This is a genomic window from Amycolatopsis roodepoortensis (assembly GCF_024628825.1).
Lineage (GTDB): Bacteria > Actinomycetota > Actinomycetes > Mycobacteriales > Pseudonocardiaceae > Amycolatopsis > Amycolatopsis roodepoortensis.
Genome location: NZ_CP102415.1, coordinates 2,918,117 through 2,938,111 on the forward strand (window position 1 = coordinate 2,918,117; position 19,995 = coordinate 2,938,111).

Below are 19,995 nucleotides of genomic sequence, written 5' to 3' on the forward strand. Positions count from 1 at the left end.
GTCAGTTCTCCTCTCCCTGGAGCACCGCGAAGACGACGGGATCGGTCCGGTCGTTGACGGTCGTCACCCAGGTGGCGATGCGGGCAGCGCCGTGGGAAAGCACCGCCCAGCCGTCCGGGTCGACCCGGTGCACGGTGAGCGCCTGTGTCATGTCCCCGGTCTTGCGCACGCATTCCAGCGCGCTCCAGACCCGGGTGTGCGCGACCGAAAGCGGCTCGCGGGCGTCCGCGGCGAGCAGTTCGCCCACCGACAGCAGATCCTCGCCGAGCAGCCCCGCCCAGTCCTCGGGCGTCCGCTCGATCGCGGTTTCGACGTCGCACGCGACCCGGCCGCTGCCCGCGATCGCGAGGGTGAGGTCCGAGCTGTGCGACGCGCTCACCTCGACCCCGTCGGCCTCCGGTTTGCCGTCCGGGCGGTAGCGGATCTCGAGCGGGGCGTCGACGGCGCGGCCGGCGGCCAGTGCCGTCTGCGCCCGCCGTTCCGGCGTGGTCTCCACGGAGACGCCCACCGGGTCCGGTTCGACGACGATCGCGCGGGACGAGCCGAGCAGCCGTTCGACGGAACGCTCCAAATAGGACCCGAGCATCGACGGGACCCACGGTCCTTCGCCGTCACGCTTGCGCACCGCGCGCAGCTTCAGCCCTTCCCACCGCTCGACCAGCTTCCCGTCGGGGTTGCGGACGTCGAGGTCGTAGAGGTAGCTGTCGCCGTCCTGCGAACGTTCGCGGGCGTCGAGGAGCACGTACTCCGGGTCCTGCTCGCCGGGTTCGGCGAGGTACAGCCGCTCGATCCCCTGCGGCAGCAGGGTCGCGTCCGGGACACAGCACTGGATCGCGTGCATCATCGCGTCGCGGGTGCCCGGGTCGGCCAGCAGCTTCTCCTGCGGGAGGAACGGCGCGAACCAGTCGACCTCGGCGCCGGTCGCGATCTCCGCGACCGCGTGCCGCGCGCTGGCCCGCCGGTATCCGGTGACCCGCTGGAACCGCTTGCCCTGGAACAGGACCGTGCCGTACAGCTCGGTGGTCGGATCGACCGGGACGGGCGGCAGCGCGACGTCGCGGACGACGGTCTCGCCGAGCGGATCCGGCCGGGAGAAGCTCAGCCGGGCCCGGAAGTGGTCGGCGCTGAACCCGGTCTCGCCGCTGCGCAGCACCACGTCCACCGTTTCGGCGTCCCTGGCCAGCGCGGCGAGCCGGATCGTGGTCGACCCGCCCGGCGAGACGATGATCGGGCGCAGGAACTCGACGTCGGAGAGCACCGGAGCCGGCAGCGTTTCCGCGCCGAGGGCGGCCTTCGCGACCTGGGTCATCGCCTCCATGCCGATCACCGCCGGGAACAGCAGCTGACCGTCGAGCAGGTGGTCGGCCAGATACGGGTCGCTGCCCGCGGACAGGTCGGCCTCGGTGATCAGCTCGACGCCCGGGTAGTGCACGACGGCGCGGTCGACGAAGCGGGTCAGCGGCAGTTCGCGCTTCTCCACCGGCAGGGTGGCCAGGCCCCCGGTCCGGCCGCAGACGACCAGTACCGACGGGGCGGCCGGATCGCCGACGACCTGGCGGAGGATCTCGATCCCCTCTTCGGTCGGGATCGGGGTGATGCCGTCGCGCATCAAAGCGCTGACGACACCGAGCTTTTCGCCCATGCCCGTCCCCGACCAGACCGACCATTCGAGGGCGATCGCCCTGGCCTGGGGGTGCTCCTGGCCGAACCGCACGGTCAGTTCGGTCATCCAGTCGTTGGCCGTGGCGTAGTGCGCCTCACCGCGCAGGCCCGCCCGCCCGATGATGCTGCCGAAGGTCACCAGCAGCTTGATCTTGTCCTGGTCGACGGCGTCGAGGACGGCGTTGAGGCCGCCGATCTTCGGGGCCAGCGTCTTGCGGAAGCTCTCCTCGGTCAAGGAGAACAGCGCGGCGGGCTCGTTGCGGCCCGCGCCGTGCAGTACCGCGGTGACCGGGCCGAACTCGGCCTGCACGCGGCCGATCGCGTCGGCCACCTGACGGGCGTCGGTGACGTCGGCGCGTTCGTAGCGGTAGGTGATGCCCGCCGCCGCCATCCGGCCGAGGTTCTCCGACAGTTCGGCGTCGTCGGCCGGGTCGCTCCGGCCGAGCAGCGCCAGTTTCGCGCCGGAGTCCTTGGCCAGCGCCAGCGCGCTCTCGGCGGTGATGCCCTTGCCGCCACCGGTGACGAGAAGGACGTCTTCGGTCCCCAGCGGGGTCCCTTCGGCCTCGGCCGGGGTCAGCGCGGCGAGCTTCGGCACCGTGCGGATCCCGGCGGCGTCGTAGCGGACCTCGCTGAAGTCGTTGGTCGCCGCCACTTCGGCGACCACGGTGGAAACCGCGGCTTCGACGGCCTCGGGGTCGACCGGGCCGACGTCGGCGAGATCGACGATCGTGGTGCGGGCCGACGGGTCCTCCAGCCGCAGCGTCTTCGCCAGACCGGAGGCACCGAGACCGTGCTGCACCACGACGAACCGCGTGCCGTTGGGCGCGGCCAGCACGGCGCGGCCCGCGTCGAGGAACAGGCCGACGTCGCCGGAACCGCTGTCGGAGTTCAGGCAGAGCAGGACACCGTCGCCGACGCCCGCGGTGGCCAGTGCCGCGCGCAGCGGCTCCGCCAGCGGATGGCCGTCCGGCGCGAACGCCGTCCACTCGGCGGTGGACAGGCCCGGCGTGAGATCGGGCGACGGCTTCGGCGCGACGACGTATTCGACCCCGAACGGCCGGACCCACGGTCCGACGCCGGCGACCTCGGCCTGGTTGTTGTCGGCGGGTTTGGCGGTCTGGGCGAGTTCGTCGATCATCTCGGCGAGTTCGCCGAGACAGACGGTCGCGAAGTTCGGCATGCCCTCCAGCGCGGGCCGTCCGAGCGCCCGGGTCACGTCGTTGACGAGCTGGCCGACCGTGATCGACGAAAGGTGCAGGTCGTCGAGCGGATGCGTGTCGGCGGTGACCGCTTCGAGCGGCAGCTCGACCCGCTCGGAAGCGAGCTTGCGCAGCAGGTCGAGGGTGCTGCTGCCACCGCTTTCCGAAGCCGTTCCGGCCGGGGCGTCGGCGGCCTCGGCGGGGTCGGCGACGCGGTCGCGGGTCAGGTCGGCACCGATGGACGGCGCGGCCTCACACGGGCTGGTGAGGAACGAGAACTCCCCGTCCACCGGCAGCGTCCGCACGATCCGGCCGTCGAACAGCGCGGAGGTGTTCAGCGGGGCGCCGAACGCGAACGCGGCACCCGCCACCTTCAGCAGCGCGGCCAGCTTCGGGCTGTCGGTGTCGATCGCGAGCACCGGCGTGCCGGGCGCGATCTCGCCGACCAGGCCGGTGAGCACGTGGCCGGGGCCGACCTCGATCACCAGGTCGCTGCGTTCGGCGACCTTCGCGGCCGCCTCGCGGAAGCGGACCGGCAGGACCACCTGGTCCCGGAGCAGATCGCGCAGGTCCTCGGCGGCGTGCAGGACGTCACCGGTCACCGTCGAGACGACGGGCCGGTCGAGCCTGGCGAAGTCGAACGCGGCCAGCTCCTCGGTCATCGCCTCGGCGGCCGGGACGACCGCCGGCGAGTGGAACGCGTGCGAGACGTTGATGCGGGTGGCGGTGACGCCCTCCGCGCGGGCACGGGCGACCACCCGGTCGATCGCCTCCGACGGTCCGGAAAGGACGGTCTGCTCGGGCGCGTTGTAGCCTGCGATGACGACGTCCTCGCCCTCGGCGAAGCGTTCGGCGACCCCGGGGCCGGCGGCGATCCCCGCCATGGCGCCGTTCCCGTCGCTCGCGGTCGCCATCACCTTGCCGCGGATCTTGGCCAGCTTGAGGACTTCGCGTTCGGTGAGCGCGCCGCCCCAGTGCAGGGCGGTGAGTTCACCGAGGCTGTGACCGGCGACCGTCTGTGCTTCGATGCCGAGGCTCTTCAGCACGCGAAGCCCGGCGAGCGAACCGGTGACGATACGCGGTTGCGCGACCTCGGTGGCGACCTGGTCGGCGCCGGTCGAAAGGGCGGCCGCGCGATAGATGTCGTCGGCGTGAGCGAAGCGCTTGCGTAGCGCGCCGACCGTGCCGCGTCCGGAACCCTGGCCGGGGAACAGGAAACCGATCTTCGGGTCCTTGCCGCGGGAGCCCGCGAAGATGCCGTCGCCGGTGGAGAAGACTTCCGGCTCTCCCTCGCCGAGGAGGTCGAGCAGCTTGGCCAGCTTGCGCTCGGCGTCCTCGGGATTGGTCGCGACGATCGCGGCGCGGACCGGTTTCCCGGACAGTTCCGCGGAAAGCGTGGCCGCGAGGTCCGCGAGCTCCGCCAGCGAGAGCTTCGGCACGACTTCCAGCAGACCGGTCAGCCTGCCGCGCAGCGACGCGGCGTCGTCGGCGTCGAGGAGCAGCAGTTCGCTGTCCTGCCGTCCGGCGACCAGTGAACGGGTCCGCTCGTCGAGTTCCTTGCGCCGGGCCGCGCCCGGCGCCTCGGTGACGGTGACGTGCGAGTTTATGCCGCCGAAGCCCATCGCGGAGACACCCGCGCGGACCGGGTGGTCCGCGGGCCACAGCCCGGCCTCGGTCGGGACGTACATCCGCGCGGAGTCGCCGATCAGCGACTCGTGCGGCTCGTAGTGGCCGGTCGCGGGCGGGATGACCTGGTGGTACACCGCCAGCGTCGCCTTGATCAGCCCGGCGACACCGGCCGCGGCCTTGGTGTGGCCGATGTTGCCCTTGATCGTGCTCAGCGCGGCGCGGTCGGCGAGCGGGTCGGCGTCGCGGCGGGCGGTGGAGAGCGCCTCGATCTCGGTGGCGTCGCCCAGCGCGGTCCCGGTGCCGTGGCCCTCGAAGTAGGAAACGGTTTCGACGCCGTAGCCGGCCTTCTCGTACGCCCGCTGGAGCGCGAGACGGTGACCCGAGGCCTCCGGACGGGTGATGCCGCCCTTGCCGTCGGAAGAGACACCCCAGCCGCCGATGCTGGCGTAGATCCGCTTGCCCTGCGCGATCGCGTCGTCCTCGCGCATCAGCACGAGCATGCCGGAACCCTCGCCGGGCCAGAAACCGTTGGAATCGGCGTCGTAGACCTTCATCTCCCGCTTGGCGAGCGCGCCGGTCTTGGCGAAACCGATCACCTCGAACGGGTCGATCGACAAGTCGACACCGCCCGCGATGGCGACGTCGAGGTCTCCCTCGGAAAGCGCGTTCGCCGCCGTGACCACCGAAAGCAGCGAAGACGAGCAGGCGCCGTCCACGGTGAACCCGCCGCCGCCGAAGTCGAAGAAGTTGCAGACGCGGCCGGCGATCGTGTTCGCCAGCCCGCCCGCGAGCGTGTCCTCGTCGATCGCGGGGAACGGGGCCTTGTACTGCGCCTCGAGATCGTGGAGGAATTCGGCGGTGTCACTCTCGGCCCAGCCGCGCTCGGCCAGCGCCGCCGCGACCGTGCGGCGCACGTACGGCCAGCGCAGCCGCATGATGTTGGCGCGCGAGAACTCACCGGTGAGGCTGTTGCCGATCACGACGCCCGTGGCGGCCCGCGGCAGCCCTTCGCCCTCGGGGAACCCCGCGTCCGCCAGCGCCTGCGCGGCGACGTCGAGCGCCAGCCAGTGCGTGGTGTCGGTCGAACGGAACGTGCTGCCCGCGACCTTGTACTTGATCCGGTCGAATTCCCAGTCGCGGAGGACCGCGGCCTTCTGGGCGTAGAAACGGTCCGGCGCCTTGGGGTCGGGCGAGTAGTAGTCCTCGCGGTTCATCCGCTCGTCGGGCAGTCTCCGGAACGCCCTGCGGCCGGCGAGGACGTTCTCCCACAGTTCTTCCGGGGAACCGGCGTCCGGGTATCGGAGACCGATACCGACAATCGAAATCCGCTCAACGCTCATGCCACCGCACTCCCCTAGCTCTCAACACTCAAGTCACGGAATCCGGTCCCGGCGCCGGGCTCTGTCCCCAGAAACGCGGCCACCGTCCGTTCGCGCAGTCCGGTCAAGCATGAACCGGCGGCGGGTGCGAAGTCTTCTCTCTGGTTGTTGAAGGTGGGCCGTCATCCGGCGGCATCGGCGCGTCCTCGGCTGTCCACACGGGACAAAAGCCGTGACCGAGGCGCCAGATTCGAGCACTTCTCGACCGGGTCGCGAGCGACAAAGGGCGTTCCATTGTGGGGCGCGTGGAAATATGGACGTTGAGTGCCCCTATTTCCACACACCGGTCGTGACAGGGACGGTCTCACCGGGCTGGGTGGATTTCGAGTCATCCAACGCACCGAAATCCACACAGTGAGGGAGGCGGGCCCGAAGCCCACGACGTCGCGAAAGCCACTTTCGGGACATCAGACGTCCCGAAAGTGGCTTTCGCGACACGACACCGGCCGCGCGGCCTCACCGACCACGTGGCGAAGCGACCGAAACAGCACGAGCGGCGGCCGTGAAACTCGCCCACCCCACCAGCTCGACCAGCTCTCGATCACCCAGTCCCGCGGCCGCGACCAGAGCGTCGTCGACCTGGTAAGGCGCCTTCGCGACCACCAACGCCAACCGGACCCCGGGACCGTCGAAGGCATCCACCCAGGACCGGCTCAGCCCAGGCGGCAAACCGTCCCAAGTAGACAGTTCTCGCTCGACGACCTCCCGAACGGCCGAAGGCACCGCCAATGCGGCGAACACCGACGAAGCACGGGAGAAGGCATCCGCGACCACGGGATTACCCGCGGCCCAACCGAAATCCCCCGACCCCGGGGGCAGCAGCTCCAGCGACTCCCCCGGCGAAGCATCCTCCACCGGACGAAGGAACCGCCCCAGAACCGCTTTGGCCTTGGCACGCGCCGAATCCGGCACGGACGAAGGTAACGGCGACGGCCCGAGGAACACGCTCACCACCCGGTTCAGGTAGTGGAACGCGAACGCGACCGCGGTCAGCTCCGCACGGGCACCCGGCGAAAGGGTCCCCGCGCGTGGGTCCGCCACAGGCCGCCCCGAAGCGATCGCCGAGGCCTCCGAAGAGCGCCCGAGCGAGTCCAGCGCCATCCCGTGGACCTCGACACAGTACGGACACGAGTTCTCTTGCGACACCAGGGTCGCGACGATCTCCCGGTCCGCCCGGCTCGTCTCTCCGGCCGCCACCAACGACTCCCGCAGCATCACCCAGCTCGCCGCGAGCACGTCCGGCGACGGCGAATGCAGTGCCACCGGCGGGGCCAGCATGCCGAAGTCGCGTTCCAGCCGGCCGTAGACGTCGCGCACGAGCCCGGTCGCCCGGCCGAAAGACACCGGCCGGACGTACCGGACTTCGCGTAACGCACGCCTCAGCGCGAGTTTCACCAGCGCAGGCGCCATGATCAGTTCCCGGCGACCAGCGACAGCTTGCTGACAGCACGCCGCCCGGTGATGGAGCCGTCCGGGGCGGGAGCGCCGTAGGTGACATCGACGCCGCGAGCCTGCAGCGCCCGCACGATACCCGGCACCGAACGCTCGGCCAGCGCCGCGATCGTCATCGCCGGGTTCACCGTCAGCGCGCCCGGTACGGAAGCGCTGTCGGTCACGAAGATCCCGGGGTGATCCCGGAGTTCGTGGTTCGGGTGCAGTGCCGAGGTCGCCGGGTCGTCACCGATCCGGCACGACGCCAGCGGGTGCACGGTGTACGCGCCGACGACGTCGTTGGTCCACGGCGCCACCTTCGCCAGGCCGTCCTTTTCGAGGATCTCCTTGCACTCCGCGTCGGCCAGCGCCCAGCCGTGCCGGGTGTTCGGCGTCGGGTCGTACTTCAGCGGACCGCGGCCGAGCATCTGCTGCGAGATGCGGTAGGCGTTGCCGGTGGGCGGCGGCGCGCCGAAGACGCCCTCGTTGTCGTCCTCGGTCATCAAGAAGATGGTCAGCCAGGAGGCCCACTTCTTGAGGATCTCCTTCTTCTGCGCCCCGAACCAACGCGGTTCGTCACCGTCCGGCACCTGCGCCAGGATCGTGCCGAGTCCCGGCGGGAAGTACAGCTGCTCCAGCGAGTACCGCTCGTACTCCGGCAGCGAACCGTCGAGCTTGTCCCAGTTCGCCACGGTCGGGCCCTTGCCGATGTGGTTGGCCTCGTAGACCTTCCCGTCCTCACGGGACAGTCCGAGCACCTCGCGGACCCGCTCCTCGTTGATGATCGCGGTGTTGAGCCGCTCACCGTTGCCCGAGAAGTACCGGCCGACCCCGTGCGGCATGGTGCCCAGCGCCGCCTCCGAACGCTGCAGGATCACCGGGGTCGCGCCGGCGCCCGCGGCGATGATGACGATCTTCGCGTCGATCGTCCCGCTGCCGGACTGGAGGCGGTAGTCCTCGTCGTCGACGACGTTGAAGTGCACGCGATAGTCGCCGCCGTCGATCCGCTCGATCCGCTGGACCTCGTGCAGCGGCCGGATCTTCGCGCCGTGCGCGAGCGCGGCGGGCAGGTAGTTGGTCAGCAGCGAGCGTTTCGCGTCGAACCGGCAGCCCGCCATCATGAAGTTGCAGTTCACGCACCGGTCGTTGTCCACCGCGACCGGCGCCGGGTTGGCGGTCCGGCCGGAGTGGTCGCAGAACGCCGCCCACAGGCCACCCGCGTACGAGACGTCGTTCCAGTCCTGTTTGGACACCGGAAGCGATTCCGAAACCCGGTCGTACCAAGGCTCCAGCGTGTCCCGCGTGATCGCCGAAGGCCACATGCGACGGCCGATGCTGCCGTGGCGCTCGAACACGAACTTCGGCGCACGCGGCATCGCGGCGAAGTACACCACGCTACCGCCGCCGACGCAGTTCCCGCCGAGCACGCTCATCCCGTCGCCGACGACGAAATCGAAGGCCCGGGTGTAGGACGAGCCGAGCAGATAGTCGTGCTCGAAGTCCTTCGTCTCCAGCCACGGCCCGCGTTCCAGCACGGTGACCTTCGCCCCGCCCGCGGCCAAGTGGTAGGCGGGGATGGAGCCACCGAACCCGCTGCCGACGATGACGACGTCGGTCTTGTCGTAGGCAGTCATGCGGGGCTCCCGGAAGGTGTCGTGTCGGGGTGGAGCCGCGCCAGCTCGCGGCGATAGGAGAACTTCGGGAACCGCCACAGCCCGTCTTCGTCCGGCGCGGTGTAGCCCATCGCCAGCAGGCCGGGGTGCCCTTCGGCGATGGCTTCGGCGGTGTGCTTGTGCGCGGCGCTGTCGAAGGACATGTTGCAGAACAGGGCGAGGCTCACCCAGCCGTCCTTCTCCGGATGCCCGGGCGCGGTCAGCGACCGCACGAGCGCGGTCCGGTGCTCGAAGGACAGCGCGACGAACGGCGGCAGCGACTCGTCGAGGGTGAGGTCGTGCTCCTTGGCGTAGCCCTTCGCGTGTTCGTTGAGGGACTGCGCCAGATACGGCAGCCCGACGGTCACCCCGGTCGCGTCGGTGTGCAGCAGTTCGAGCGCGCCCGCCACGACCGCGCCCGGCCCCTTCGACGCGCCGGCGATCGCATGGTCGCCGGGGAACCGCTTCTCCCCCGGCACGATCGTGTCCGCGTAGGCCTCCAAAGTGGACACCTTGACCTGTTCGTCCGAATCCACGGAACCTACCTCCTGTTCCTGGTGTGCACGGTCATCGGCAGCCCGCCCCGCACCCGCAGCGACAGCATCGCCTCGGGGACCACGTCGTAGCCGGGGAGCTTCCTGAGTTCGAGGTCGCGCAGGACCATCGTCAGCACGAAGACGGCCTCCATCACGCCGAGGCTGTTGCCGATGCAGAATCGCGGCCCGGCGCCGAACGGGATGTAGGCGTACCGGGGCCGTCCGCTCGGCCGGTCCGGATCGAACCGGTCCGGGTCGAACCTCTCGGGCTCCGGCCAGAACTCCGGGTGCCGGTGCAGCGTGTAGGGCACGACGACGACGTCGGATCCGGCGGGGACGTGATAGCCGCCGATCTCGTCGTCGGCCTGCGCCACCCGCGGCAGCAGCCATACCGGCGGATACAGCCGCATGACCTCTTCGACGACCCTCGCCGTGTACGGCAACCGGTGCAGGTCGTCGTGGGTCGGCAGCTGGTCGCCCAGTACGGCGTCGGCCTCGGCACGCAGTTTCGCCAAGACGTCGGGATGTTCGTCGAGCAGGTGGAACGCCCAGCCGAGCGTGCTCGCCGTCGTCTCGTGCCCGGCCAGCAGCAGGGTGATCAGCTCGTCCCGCATCTGCTCGCGGGTCCCGTCGGTCGCGATGAGGCGCGAGAGCACGTCCTCGCCGTTCTCGACCGGGTTGGCCAGCCGCTGCTCGACGAGCTCGTCGGCGATCCGGCGGAGGTCGGCCCGCGATTCCCGGAACCGCAGTTGCTTCTTCAGCGGGGCCCACTGCGGGACCATGCTCAGTGTCACGGCTTCGAACATCGCCTGGTCCTGCACGGCTTCGAACGAATGCCCCAGTGACGTGAAGCCGCCGAGGTCCGCGTCGAGCAGCGTCTTGCCGAGCACACCGAGGGTCAGCCCGGTCATCTCGTGCAGGATCTCCACCGGTCCTTCGGTGTCCCGCAAGCGTTTCACGAGGCCTTCGACCTCGTTCGCGACGACCGTGGCCTGCCGCGCGATCCGCTTGGGCTGGAACACCGGCTGGATGGTCCGGCGCTGCTTCTTCCAGACGTCGCCGTCACTGGTGAGCAGCCCGTCGCCGAGCGCCCGCCTTGCCTCCTGGAGGCCGATTCCCTTGTGGTAGTTGGCCGCGTTGTCCGCGAGCACGTGTTTCGCCAGATCGGGGTGGTTCACCAGGTACATCGTCTTGGGACCGATCGCGATCCGGACGACGTCCCCGTGCACCTGGGCCGAATCCGACATGAGCGCCAGCCGGTCGGTGAAGAGCTTCTTCAGCAGACCGAAGGTCGCCCGGCGCGGCGGGCCGGGCGGCGCGAGACGCGCCGCCCGGCTGGTTTCCGCACCGGAGGTCATGCCGCCACGGCCCCGGTTTCCGTCTCCGGCTTCTCGGCCGGCTTGGGCAGGGAGGTGATCTCGGCCGACTTCGCCTGCTCGGCCTCCCACTTCTCGGTGGCCTTCTTGGAGAAGTGCAGGCCCCACAGGAACGCGCCGCGGATGAGGCAGACGAGCGCGGTGGCGAGGAACAGGCCATACGCCACGTGTACGACCATGAAGAACCCGTACGCCAGCGCCACGCCCGAACCGAACAGGATCTGCGACGCGGGCTTCGACGGTGTCGTGCCCGGGTCGGTGACCATGTAGTTCGTGTAGAGCACGAACGCCACCCCGGTCATCATCCCGAGCGCGCCGGGGATCGCGGTGTCGAACATCCACCCGCGGATGATCGCCTGGAGGGCGAAGGTGATCAGCCACGCGCCGATCAGCCACATCCGCTGCGTCAGCATCGCGTTGAGCACGGTGCCCGAGACGATGATGATGCCGACGATCAGCCAGCCGACCCAGGAGTCGACCTGCTCGGTGAAGTGATACGGCGGCGCGATGCTCGCCCAGGGGAACACCAGAAGGATGATCGTGATGCCGAAGTTCGACGGGTTCATGTAGTGCCGCAGCCGGCCCCGCACCGGGGCCTGCAGGACCCACTTGGCGCCGACGGCGACCACCACGCCGAACATCATGACCAGCACCTGGTCGTTGACGTAGGTGAGCATGTTCAGCGCGAGACCGGTGATGTGCGCCGGGAACAGGAACTCCACGAGTCCCTTGAAACCGTTGCCGCGGAAGCGGACGCCCCGGCCCTGCGCCCGGGCGCCGATGATCTCCAGCAGGATCTCCGTGGCGTACGCCGTGGCCAGCGCGATGAACGGATAGGTGTAGGGCTGCTCGAAACCGAGCACGGTGTAGCCGATGATGTTGAAGATCGTGATCGAGATCGCGAACCGGCGAAGGGCCGTGATCGTCTTGTTGCTCTTCGGTGCCGTGAGTGTCTGCTCAGCCATGACGGTCATTTCTCCTTAGCCTGAGCGCCGAGCTGGAAGGTGTGGCTGCCCGGGGTCAGCTGGACTTCCTGCGTGCGGATCTGCCCGGTCAGGTCGCGCCACTGCAGGCAGACCTTCACCGGCCCGGTGACCTTGCCGAGTCCGATCTGGATCTCGTGGCTGCGCTTGCCGGAGTGGCCGCTGCCGCCGTCGACCCGGTCCATGTACTTCTTGCCGTCGGGGGTGATGACGGTGACCTGCGCGCCGATCGCCGCGGTGCCCGCCGCCTGGAGCGGACCGTCCGCCGAAGCCTTGTCGTGCACCAGCTTCAGGTTCAGGTACGACCCGGAGTCGGGGCTGACGTTGCGGTAGAAGATCGGCTGCTCCCACTGGCGGGCCACGGCGAAGTCGAGCTTGCCGTCGCCGTCGGCGTCACCGGTGGCGATACCGCGGGTGGGCACCGGGACCGCGAGCCCGAGGCGCGGGGCGAGGTCGGTGTAGCGGCCGTCGGCGCTCTTGGCCCAGAAGTGCAGGGTGTGGTCGCCGCCGACGTCGTCACCGGCCACCATGTTCGGCCAGAAGGACGGGTGCTTCAGCAGTTCGTCGTTCGAGGTCGCCAGTTCCTGCAGCTGCGGCCAGCGGTTGACGTCGCCCTTGACGAACCCGGTCGCCTGCGTGATCACCGATTCGCCGCTGTTGTTGTAGTCGGCGATCTTGACGTCCCAGCCCCAGCCGGACCACGCGGTGCCCGCCTGCGCGCTGCGGTCGACCCACGGCGCCTCGCCGCCCTGCAGACGGCCGCGCAGATCCGCGGTGTCCTTGGCGGTGTTCATGAACTGGAAGTGGCTTTCCTCGATGCCCCAGGACGTCGTGATGTTGCTGACGTACAGGTCGTAGAGACCGTCGTGGTCGAGGTCGGCGAAGTCGACGCCCATGCCCTTGAAGGAGTCGTTGCCGAGCACCTTGGACTTCGGCTCGTTGGGCCCGCGGACGCCCTTCACCTCGGCGAACTCGACGTGACCGGGGCGGGACTTGTTGTACAGCAGGCGGTCGTGGCCGAAGTCGTTGCCGATGTAGAGCTCCGGCAGGTTGTCCCCGTCGACGTCGGTCGCGCTGGCCGCCAGCGACCAGCCGCCCTGGGCGTCGGCCGGGATGGCCTTGTCGTCGAGGGCGAACGACGCGGTCGGCTTCGCGCCCTGGGTGGCGCCGGTGAACCGCAGGATGTACTTGCCACCCGCGTTGTCCGCGTGCGACATCGACTTGTTCATCTCGACCCCGCCCTGGACACGGTCGTCCAGCACCGCGCTGTCGGGGAAGTAGTTGCCGATGAAGATGTCCTGGTGGCCGTCGCCGTCGAAGTCACCGACCGAAGCGGCGTTGGTGTTCCACAGTGGACCGGAGTACTCGCCGTTCTTGGAGTTGTTGCCCGGCACCAGTTCCACCGGCTCGTAGGCCTTCGGCTCCAGCTTCGTGGCGTCCGGCTTCGAGAGGAACAGGATCGGGGTGCGGCCCCAGTAGTAGGCCAGCAGGTCGACCCGGCCGTCCTCGTTGTAGTCCGCGGGCACACAGCCCATGGGCGCGATGTACTTGCCCATCGGCAGCGGCGCCGCGTCGAGCGCGAACGGCGCGTAGCGGTCGCCGCCCTTGCCCGGCGTCGGCGTGATGACGACCTGGTCGCTGCGCGGGTCGACGAAGCACAGGTCGTTCGCGAGCTTGTCGCCGTCGAGGTCGTTGACCGCGATCGCGGCGCCGACCGACGAGATCCAGGCCCGGATGTGCTCGTAGTCCTTGTTCACCGTCCGGATCGACTGGCTCTTCGCCGCTTCCGGCAAGGCGATCGTGAGTGGTTCGAACGCGTACTTCGAGGCCATCGTGTCGGCCTCGGCGGTCGAGACCGTAGGCAGCTGGGCCACCACGAACAGACCCGCCATCAGCACCAAGGCCACGATGCCCGCAAGCTGCTTGCGGAGCCAGCCCAAGGTCGCGGTCATTTCCCTGCACCTCCAGAAAGAATCGCTTCGGCGATGCGCTGTCGCCAGGTTTCGAAAGCCGGGAGTTCGCCGTCGACCACGGTCGCGGGGCGCACCTCCTGGGTGATGGCCGCGGCCCGCTCGGCCGGCAGCCCGCAGATCGCCTGCGTGGCGACCTCGGTCTCGGGGATCAGCAGCCCGGCGCGGACGCGGGCTTCGGCGGCGAAAGCGCTGCCCTGGGCGAGATTCCCGCGGTGCTCACCGGCGAACTCGGCCAGTTTCAGCAGTTCGTCGGAGGTGACCCCGCAGGCGTAGGTCGAGGCGAGCCCGACTCCGGCGTAGAGGTCTCCGTGGCGCCGCTCCGGGAAGCGCGCGATCGCGTCGGCGACCAGATCGACGTCGGTACCGCAGATGAACCACAGCGCCCGCCCGATCCCCTGGTCGATCGCGCGCAGCGCGTACCCGTCGTTGCCGGGCGGCCAGGAGAAGCCGGGGTCCTGGAACTGACCGTCGATGTACTTCGCCGTCTTGAAGTACGCCTGGTGGAAGCCGTAGCCGTCGAGCACCAGCCAGCGCAGCAACGGGTCGAAGTCGTCGGCGGAGGGCCAGCGGAAGCGCGGCAGCCGCGCCATCGCCCAGCCGACGCCGACGTAGATGATGTAGTCGTGCTTCTCACCGGGCCCGTCGAGGAATCCCTCGATGTGACGGCGGCCGCCGCCGGGCAGCCCGTCCAGCATTCCGTAACCCATTCCCGCGCCTTCGTAGGCGAAGCCGCGGTATTTCACCGGAATACGCTCGAGCCATTCTTCCGCCTGCCCGACGGACCGCGCTTCGACCGCGTGCGCGTAGCCGAGCAGGAATTTCTCACCGACGGTCTCCAGCAATTCTTGAGCGGCCGGGCTCTTCTTGTGGAAACCGCGCTTGTCCAGTGACGTCTCGGAGACGTCCGGCGTGATCATGCGGCGTCTGATCGTGCGCCAACCATTGCCCAACGCACTCTCCCCCTATCGGGTGGATTCGAATTCCGGATCGGTTAAAGCGTCACATGCGTGGCGATAGCCCAGCTACTCCACGGTTGCGTCCGCGTTCTCCCGGTTTGCGAGACCGGGAGAACGCGGGAACGACTTTCGGTCAGGCCACCGCGCGCAGGTAGCCGGGCGCCGGCGCGACCATCCGGTTCCCGGCAGGCGCCGGGCCGTCGGCGAGGGTGATCGCCATCGGCGCGTCGGTCGGCGACGGCGCCCGCATCGGCATCCGGAGGTGCACCATGCCGTACCGGGTGATGTCGACGCGGCCGGGCAGGGTGCCGACGGAGAACGACGACGCCGCGGTCCCGGCGGCGTGCTCGGCCACCCCGATGACGGTCCACCGGCCCTCGGGGACGTTCTGGATCTCGATGTCCGCGGACAGGACGTTCGCCCTGCCACCGAAGGCGACCGGGCCGCACTGCGGGATCGACTCGGCGAACAGTCCGATGAGGACGGTCGCCGGGCCTGCCCCGCGCGGGGTCTCGACCCGCACGCTGATCGTGCCGGTACCGGTTCGCATCGTGGGGCTGCCCATTCCGGCGCTGTGCAACGCTTCCAGGGTCGGCAGCCGCTGGAAGTGCGGCGCCATCGCCACCAGCAGCTCGCCGACCTCGGGATCGCGGTACTGGGTCGGGGTCATCCCGACCGCACGGGTGAAGCGGCTCGTGAACGTGCCGACACTGCTGTAGCCGACGCTGCACACGATGTCCGACACCGTCAGCGATGTTGTCAGCAGCAGTCGTTTCGCTTCGAAGAGCCGGATCGCGGTGAGGTAGCGGCCGGGGGTGACCCCGGTCGCCTTCGCGAAGATCCGCGAGAAATGGAACGGGCTGACGAAGACTTCCTGTGCCAGGTCGCTCAAGGTGATCGGGTCGAAATACCTCGCGTGCATCGCGGAGATGGCCTGCAGCACCGCGGGTTGCAAGGGAGACGCCGGCTCAGGGTGCCGACCGGGTTCGGTGACGCCTTTCTCGTTCGCCGCCATGGCGACTGTTCGTAGCTGCATCAGACCAACCTCGGATTCGCTGTCGCTTTTCTCTGTACGCCAGCTAACGCGTCGGTGATTTCAGCGGGCTCGACGAGCGATCGAGATGGGTCCTGCGGTCTTGTCCGAACTTGCGCGATCGGCGGACGGTCGTGAGTGGCGTTTCGGGTTCTAACCCGAAACGCCACTCACGACCACCTCGCCGTTCACTCCCCCACGGCGTCCACCGGAAGATCGAGCACGCATTCACCGACGCCCACCTCGGCGGGCCAGTCGAGTTTGAGGGCGCGGTCGACGCGGTCGCCGGCGTCCACCGGGACGGCGTGCGCGGCCAGCCCCATGGCGCGGGCGACGAGATAGAGCGTCTGCTGCAACGCGCCGACATGCGCCAGCGTCGTGGCGTACGCGCCACCGCCGAGCACGGACGCCATCCGAGGCGTCCGCGCGGTGACGGTGATCAGCGCCGAGGGCCGACGATGGTTGCCGCCGCCGATCATCGCGATGTCGAGCATCTCGTCGAGATCGGCCACGTCGTCGTTGACCAGGCTGAGCCGGTGGTCGAGCGGATCGTAGTGGTAGATCCCGCGGTCCAGCCCCGAACAGCGGTTCACCGACACGTACAGCTCGAGTTCGTACAGGCAGGCGACGCTGAAATACGGGCGCTGCGAGGCGCTGTGCGCGGGCCCGTTCGGAAGATGCGCGGGCCCGATCGACCGGATTCTCGCGCCACGGAACAGGAATTCGCCGATCTGCTCGGCCGACAACACGCTTTCGGTGAACTCCGGGCAGCTGTGGTCGTTCTCCAACAACGCCGTCAGCGTCGGATCGGTTTCCGCGCGCTCGGCCAGATCCGGCCGGAACAACGAGTAGCTCGGGCCTTCACCGGTGGGAGCCTTGACCACCGGCGGATTCCCGAGCCCGGCGAGATCGGCCGGGCCGCCGGGCCGCCAGGTGCGGCTCGTGGTGTGGAACGACAACTCGTCCGGAGACCACACGCCCAGTTCGGGATCGTCGTCCTCGGCGAACCTGCCGTTCTCCCCGGCGGCCTGGACGACCCCCGCGGCGACCAGATAGGACACGATCGGGCCCACCACGACGCGATCGATCCCGGTCGTGGTCACGATCTCCCCGACCGACTTCGCCGTCGCGAGGGTCGCCGCGACGTGCACCGCCCACGGCTGGCACAGCACCACGCGATAACGCGCGGACGGCGACTCCAGCCCCATCCCGTCGGCGTCGGAACGCAGGGAACTGAAGCGGGACAACCGGATCGGGCGCGTGGCGGGGATCGCCACCGGTGCGAACACCGGCGCGAGCACGACCGGGATCACCGACAGCAGCGGTCCGCGGCCGTCGGCGAGACCCAGCGAGCGCACCACGGAGCCGCCGAGTTCCTTGAGCACCTGCCGCAGCGCGTCGGCGCCCTCGGCCGTCCAGCTCAGTTCGCCTTCGAGATCGGGTTCCCGTTCGACGGGCTCCCATGACGACGTCACGTTCGCCAGCGACACCGGCCCCAAGGCCATGCGCCGCAACGATTCCACCACCAGCGGTTCCGCGTGCGGGAATTCGTGCTCACCCCAGCGCGTGACGACCACCAGTGAGCCGTCCTCACTGATTTCGACGAGGCTGTCGTCGGTGAGCGACCACAGGGGGATCGTTTCGGCCACACCGCCGAGGGGATCTGTCGTCAACTGTTGCTCCAGCTTGATCTACAAGAACATGGGGAAGGGATTCAACCGCTCGTAGGGAGTCGGTTCGGCGAGCCTGCCCAGGCGTACCGGTACGTCGAACAGCCGTCCGGGGGCGAAGCGGCTCCAGAACGGACGCAGCCCCGGAACGACCACCCGGACCACCGGGAGATCGATGTCGGGCCTCGTCTGGTCCAGCACCAGCGTCTCCATTCCCAGCACGGAAAGCCTCCGTACCAAGCACTCCACGTCGTCACGGACGTCGGGACGACGGACGAACTTGAAGTCCGCGGCCCGTTTCGCCGATCGGCCGGGCGCCGGCAGCAGATACGGCTGGTTCGCGACCGTCGCGTACCGGAGCCATCGTGCCGCGTCGGGGTCGTCGAGTTCGACGTCGTTCGCGAGCACCGCCGGGATCAACTGGTTGAGCTCGCTGACCGCCCGCCGCAGCGCCGTCCTGGGATCCAGGTGGGCGCCGAAACCCATCATGACGTTTTCGCGGGGCCCGACGATACTCCTGGAAAGCGCGACCATCACCGGGACACCGAGGTCCGCCGTCAGGTCGAGGATCCACAGTTCCCGGCCGGCGCGCGCGTACTGGCCGACCATCTCCTCGGCCCACGGGTCGTCGAACGAAGCGATGTCCACGCCGGGAACGGGAAGCCGGTTGTACCACCACAGCGCGACGGCGTCGCGTTCGACGAGTTCGAGCAGTCCCTGCAGGATCGCGTCCTCGATACTGCTTCCGGCCGCGCAACCGTTGGAGTCCGCGCGCATCCCGGTGAGCCCGCATTCCCACGGCACCCCGTAATAGAGGTACGCGGCCGGCATCAGCTTGCGGCGCTGCCGCGTGAGCGACCACAGCGGCGTCCAGTCGATGGCGGCCTCGGTGTCGAACCGTTCCGGGACGTACTGGAAGTCGGCGTGCAGGGCGTTCCACTCGGCGCGGCCCTCGTATTGACGCTCGTCGAAGAGCATGCACGAGTTCGGGTGGACGGCGTCCTCGCCGAGCGCGCGGAAGGTGTCGCGGATCCGCAGTTCGTCGCCCTGGTAGTTCGCCGAGTACCGCTCGATCGCCTCGCACAGCGCGCCGACCTCGGCGTCGATCGGGCTCGCGCCCTTGCCGCCGTTCTCCCCGCGCAGCCCGGCCTGCAACCCGGCCTCGCCGCGCACGCGGCGCGCGACGTTCTTGCCGGAGTGGTACGCGTTCACGAACGCCGGCGCCCGCGGGTCGCGGGAGATCTCCTTGACGATCCCGGTGACCGGGCTGACCAGGTGGCCGTAGCGGTCGAGCACCTCGACCGGGGTGAGGGTCCGATGCCCGCCACCGCCCGACGTCGCCTTCTTGGCCTCCCGCAGCACCACCGGCTCGGCCGTCCGCGCGGCGACGATCCCCTCGTCACCGCATTCGGGGCATTGGGGGCGGCGCCGCAGTTCGTGCAGGCGCCCCTGGAGGTCGAGCGTGTCCAGGATCCACACGGCCTGCTGCCCCGGATAGCGGTGTCCCGCCAGCCATTTGGACGCTTCGAGGGAGATGAGGTGCGACGCGGCCGCGGTCAGCGGCGGCACGGCGGGCATCGGGAACGACGCGGGGCCGTCGTGCCCGAGGACCTCCTGCACGCAGGCCTCGGCGTGCCGGTGCCCCCACAGCCGGTTCGTCAGGCAGTGCCAGCAGCCGGACCGGCCGGGCTGCATGATCGGGCCGATCCACACCTGCGCACCCGACGGCCGGGCCAGCAGCCAGGGCCGCCCGGTACGCCGGTGCTCGGCGTCGATCTCCGCCAGCCGCGGGTCGAGATAGTCGTCGCACAGCACGATGGCCAGTTCGGACGCCGTGCCGACCACTTCGATCCCGCTCGCGGCCAGCCCGCTCGCCACCTGCGACGTGTCGATGCCCCGGCCGACAGCGGTCAGGCTCGCCGTCGCCGGCTTCTGACGGCTGGCCACCGCGGAGGCGTCGAGACCGCACGCGTCCCAGTACGCGAGCGCGCGTTCGTCCCCGCTGATCTCGTCCGGGACGTGGACGGTGACCAGACCCGCCTCGACCAGCCTGGCCAGCACGCCGGTGACCTGTTCGGCGCTCATTCCGTCCGGGCGGGCGGCCAGGAGCCCGTCCAGGTCGCGGGTGCCGTCGAGCAGGGCCGCCACCGACGCGACCTGCGCGCCGCGCATCGCGATGACCCCTTGTTCGGAGAACAGGTAGGCGCCGCTCCCCTCGCGGATCTCCGCGCGTAGATGCCGTTTGAACCCCAGCGCGCCGTTGATCGAGCCGGTCGTGGAAGACGCCTCGCGCATGAAGACCCCCAGTAGGTCGGTTCGATTCTCGAATCCTGCTCGGCGGGCTCCACCCCGGCCAGTGCGCGATTCACGCCTCGGACATGAAAAACCCACGTTCTTCCGGGACGCACGCACGCGACAGCTGGTGGACGGCTCACTGGCCCGCGCCGGGCCGCTCTGCCACTGTCGAAGTACTGGGAATCAGGTCTCGACGCGTATCGAGCTGGAGGGCGCTTGCG

The 19,995-nt window shown here is 69.5% G+C and carries 11 protein-coding genes; all 11 read right to left on the reverse strand.

Translation table 11 applies throughout. The features are described 5' to 3' along the window. Window position 1: 1 nt before the first annotated feature. Entirely contained in the window at window positions 2-5,830 is a 5,829-nt protein-coding gene (locus NQK81_RS13750; protein WP_257488500.1) for a type I polyketide synthase, read from the reverse strand. 495 nt (window positions 5,831-6,325) lie between these two features. Further along, complete coding sequence (locus NQK81_RS13755) at window positions 6,326-7,279, reverse strand: carboxymuconolactone decarboxylase family protein (RefSeq protein ID WP_257488501.1); 954 nt, start codon at window positions 7,277-7,279, stop codon at window positions 6,326-6,328. Window positions 7,280-7,281: 2 nt separating this feature from the next. Continuing rightward, on the reverse strand, window positions 7,282-8,934 hold the full coding sequence (locus tag NQK81_RS13760) for a GMC family oxidoreductase N-terminal domain-containing protein (RefSeq protein WP_257488502.1): 1,653 nt from the start codon (window positions 8,932-8,934) through the stop codon (window positions 7,282-7,284). Further along, complete coding sequence (locus NQK81_RS13765) at window positions 8,931-9,488, reverse strand: DUF5987 family protein (protein WP_192745966.1); 558 nt, start codon at window positions 9,486-9,488, stop codon at window positions 8,931-8,933. Before NQK81_RS13765 ends, NQK81_RS13760 begins: the two co-directional genes overlap by 4 nt. Window positions 9,489-9,493: 5 nt before the next feature. Then, window positions 9,494-10,846, reverse strand: a complete 1,353-nt coding sequence (locus tag NQK81_RS13770) for a cytochrome P450 (protein ID WP_257488503.1) — start codon at window positions 10,844-10,846, stop codon at window positions 9,494-9,496. Beyond that, window positions 10,843-11,838: an enediyne biosynthesis protein gene (locus NQK81_RS13775; protein WP_371878868.1), complete on the reverse strand. Its 996-nt coding sequence runs from the start codon at window positions 11,836-11,838 to the stop codon at window positions 10,843-10,845. The genes NQK81_RS13770 and NQK81_RS13775 overlap by 4 nt, the downstream gene beginning before the upstream one ends. After that, a complete protein-coding gene (locus NQK81_RS13780; RefSeq protein WP_257488505.1) occupies window positions 11,835-13,799 on the reverse strand; it encodes a CRTAC1 family protein in 1,965 nt (654 codons plus the stop codon). The genes NQK81_RS13775 and NQK81_RS13780 overlap by 4 nt, the downstream gene beginning before the upstream one ends. Continuing rightward, window positions 13,796-14,737 (reverse strand): DUF1702 family protein, encoded by a 942-nt coding sequence (locus NQK81_RS13785; RefSeq protein ID WP_257488506.1) that lies wholly within the window; start codon window positions 14,735-14,737, stop codon window positions 13,796-13,798. The genes NQK81_RS13780 and NQK81_RS13785 overlap by 4 nt, the downstream gene beginning before the upstream one ends. Window positions 14,738-14,909: 172 nt before the next feature. Continuing rightward, window positions 14,910-15,812 (reverse strand): helix-turn-helix domain-containing protein, encoded by a 903-nt coding sequence (locus NQK81_RS13790; RefSeq protein WP_371878869.1) that lies wholly within the window; start codon window positions 15,810-15,812, stop codon window positions 14,910-14,912. Window positions 15,813-15,997: 185 nt separating this feature from the next. Further along, window positions 15,998-17,458: a SagB family peptide dehydrogenase gene (locus NQK81_RS13795; RefSeq protein WP_257489754.1), complete on the reverse strand. Its 1,461-nt coding sequence runs from the start codon at window positions 17,456-17,458 to the stop codon at window positions 15,998-16,000. A gap of 42 nt (window positions 17,459-17,500) precedes the next feature. Next, window positions 17,501-19,774 carry a TOMM precursor leader peptide-binding protein gene (locus NQK81_RS13800; protein ID WP_257488507.1) on the reverse strand — a complete coding sequence of 758 codons (2,274 nt, stop codon included), beginning with the start codon at window positions 19,772-19,774 and terminating at the stop codon, window positions 17,501-17,503. Window positions 19,775-19,995: the final 221 nt, after the last annotated feature.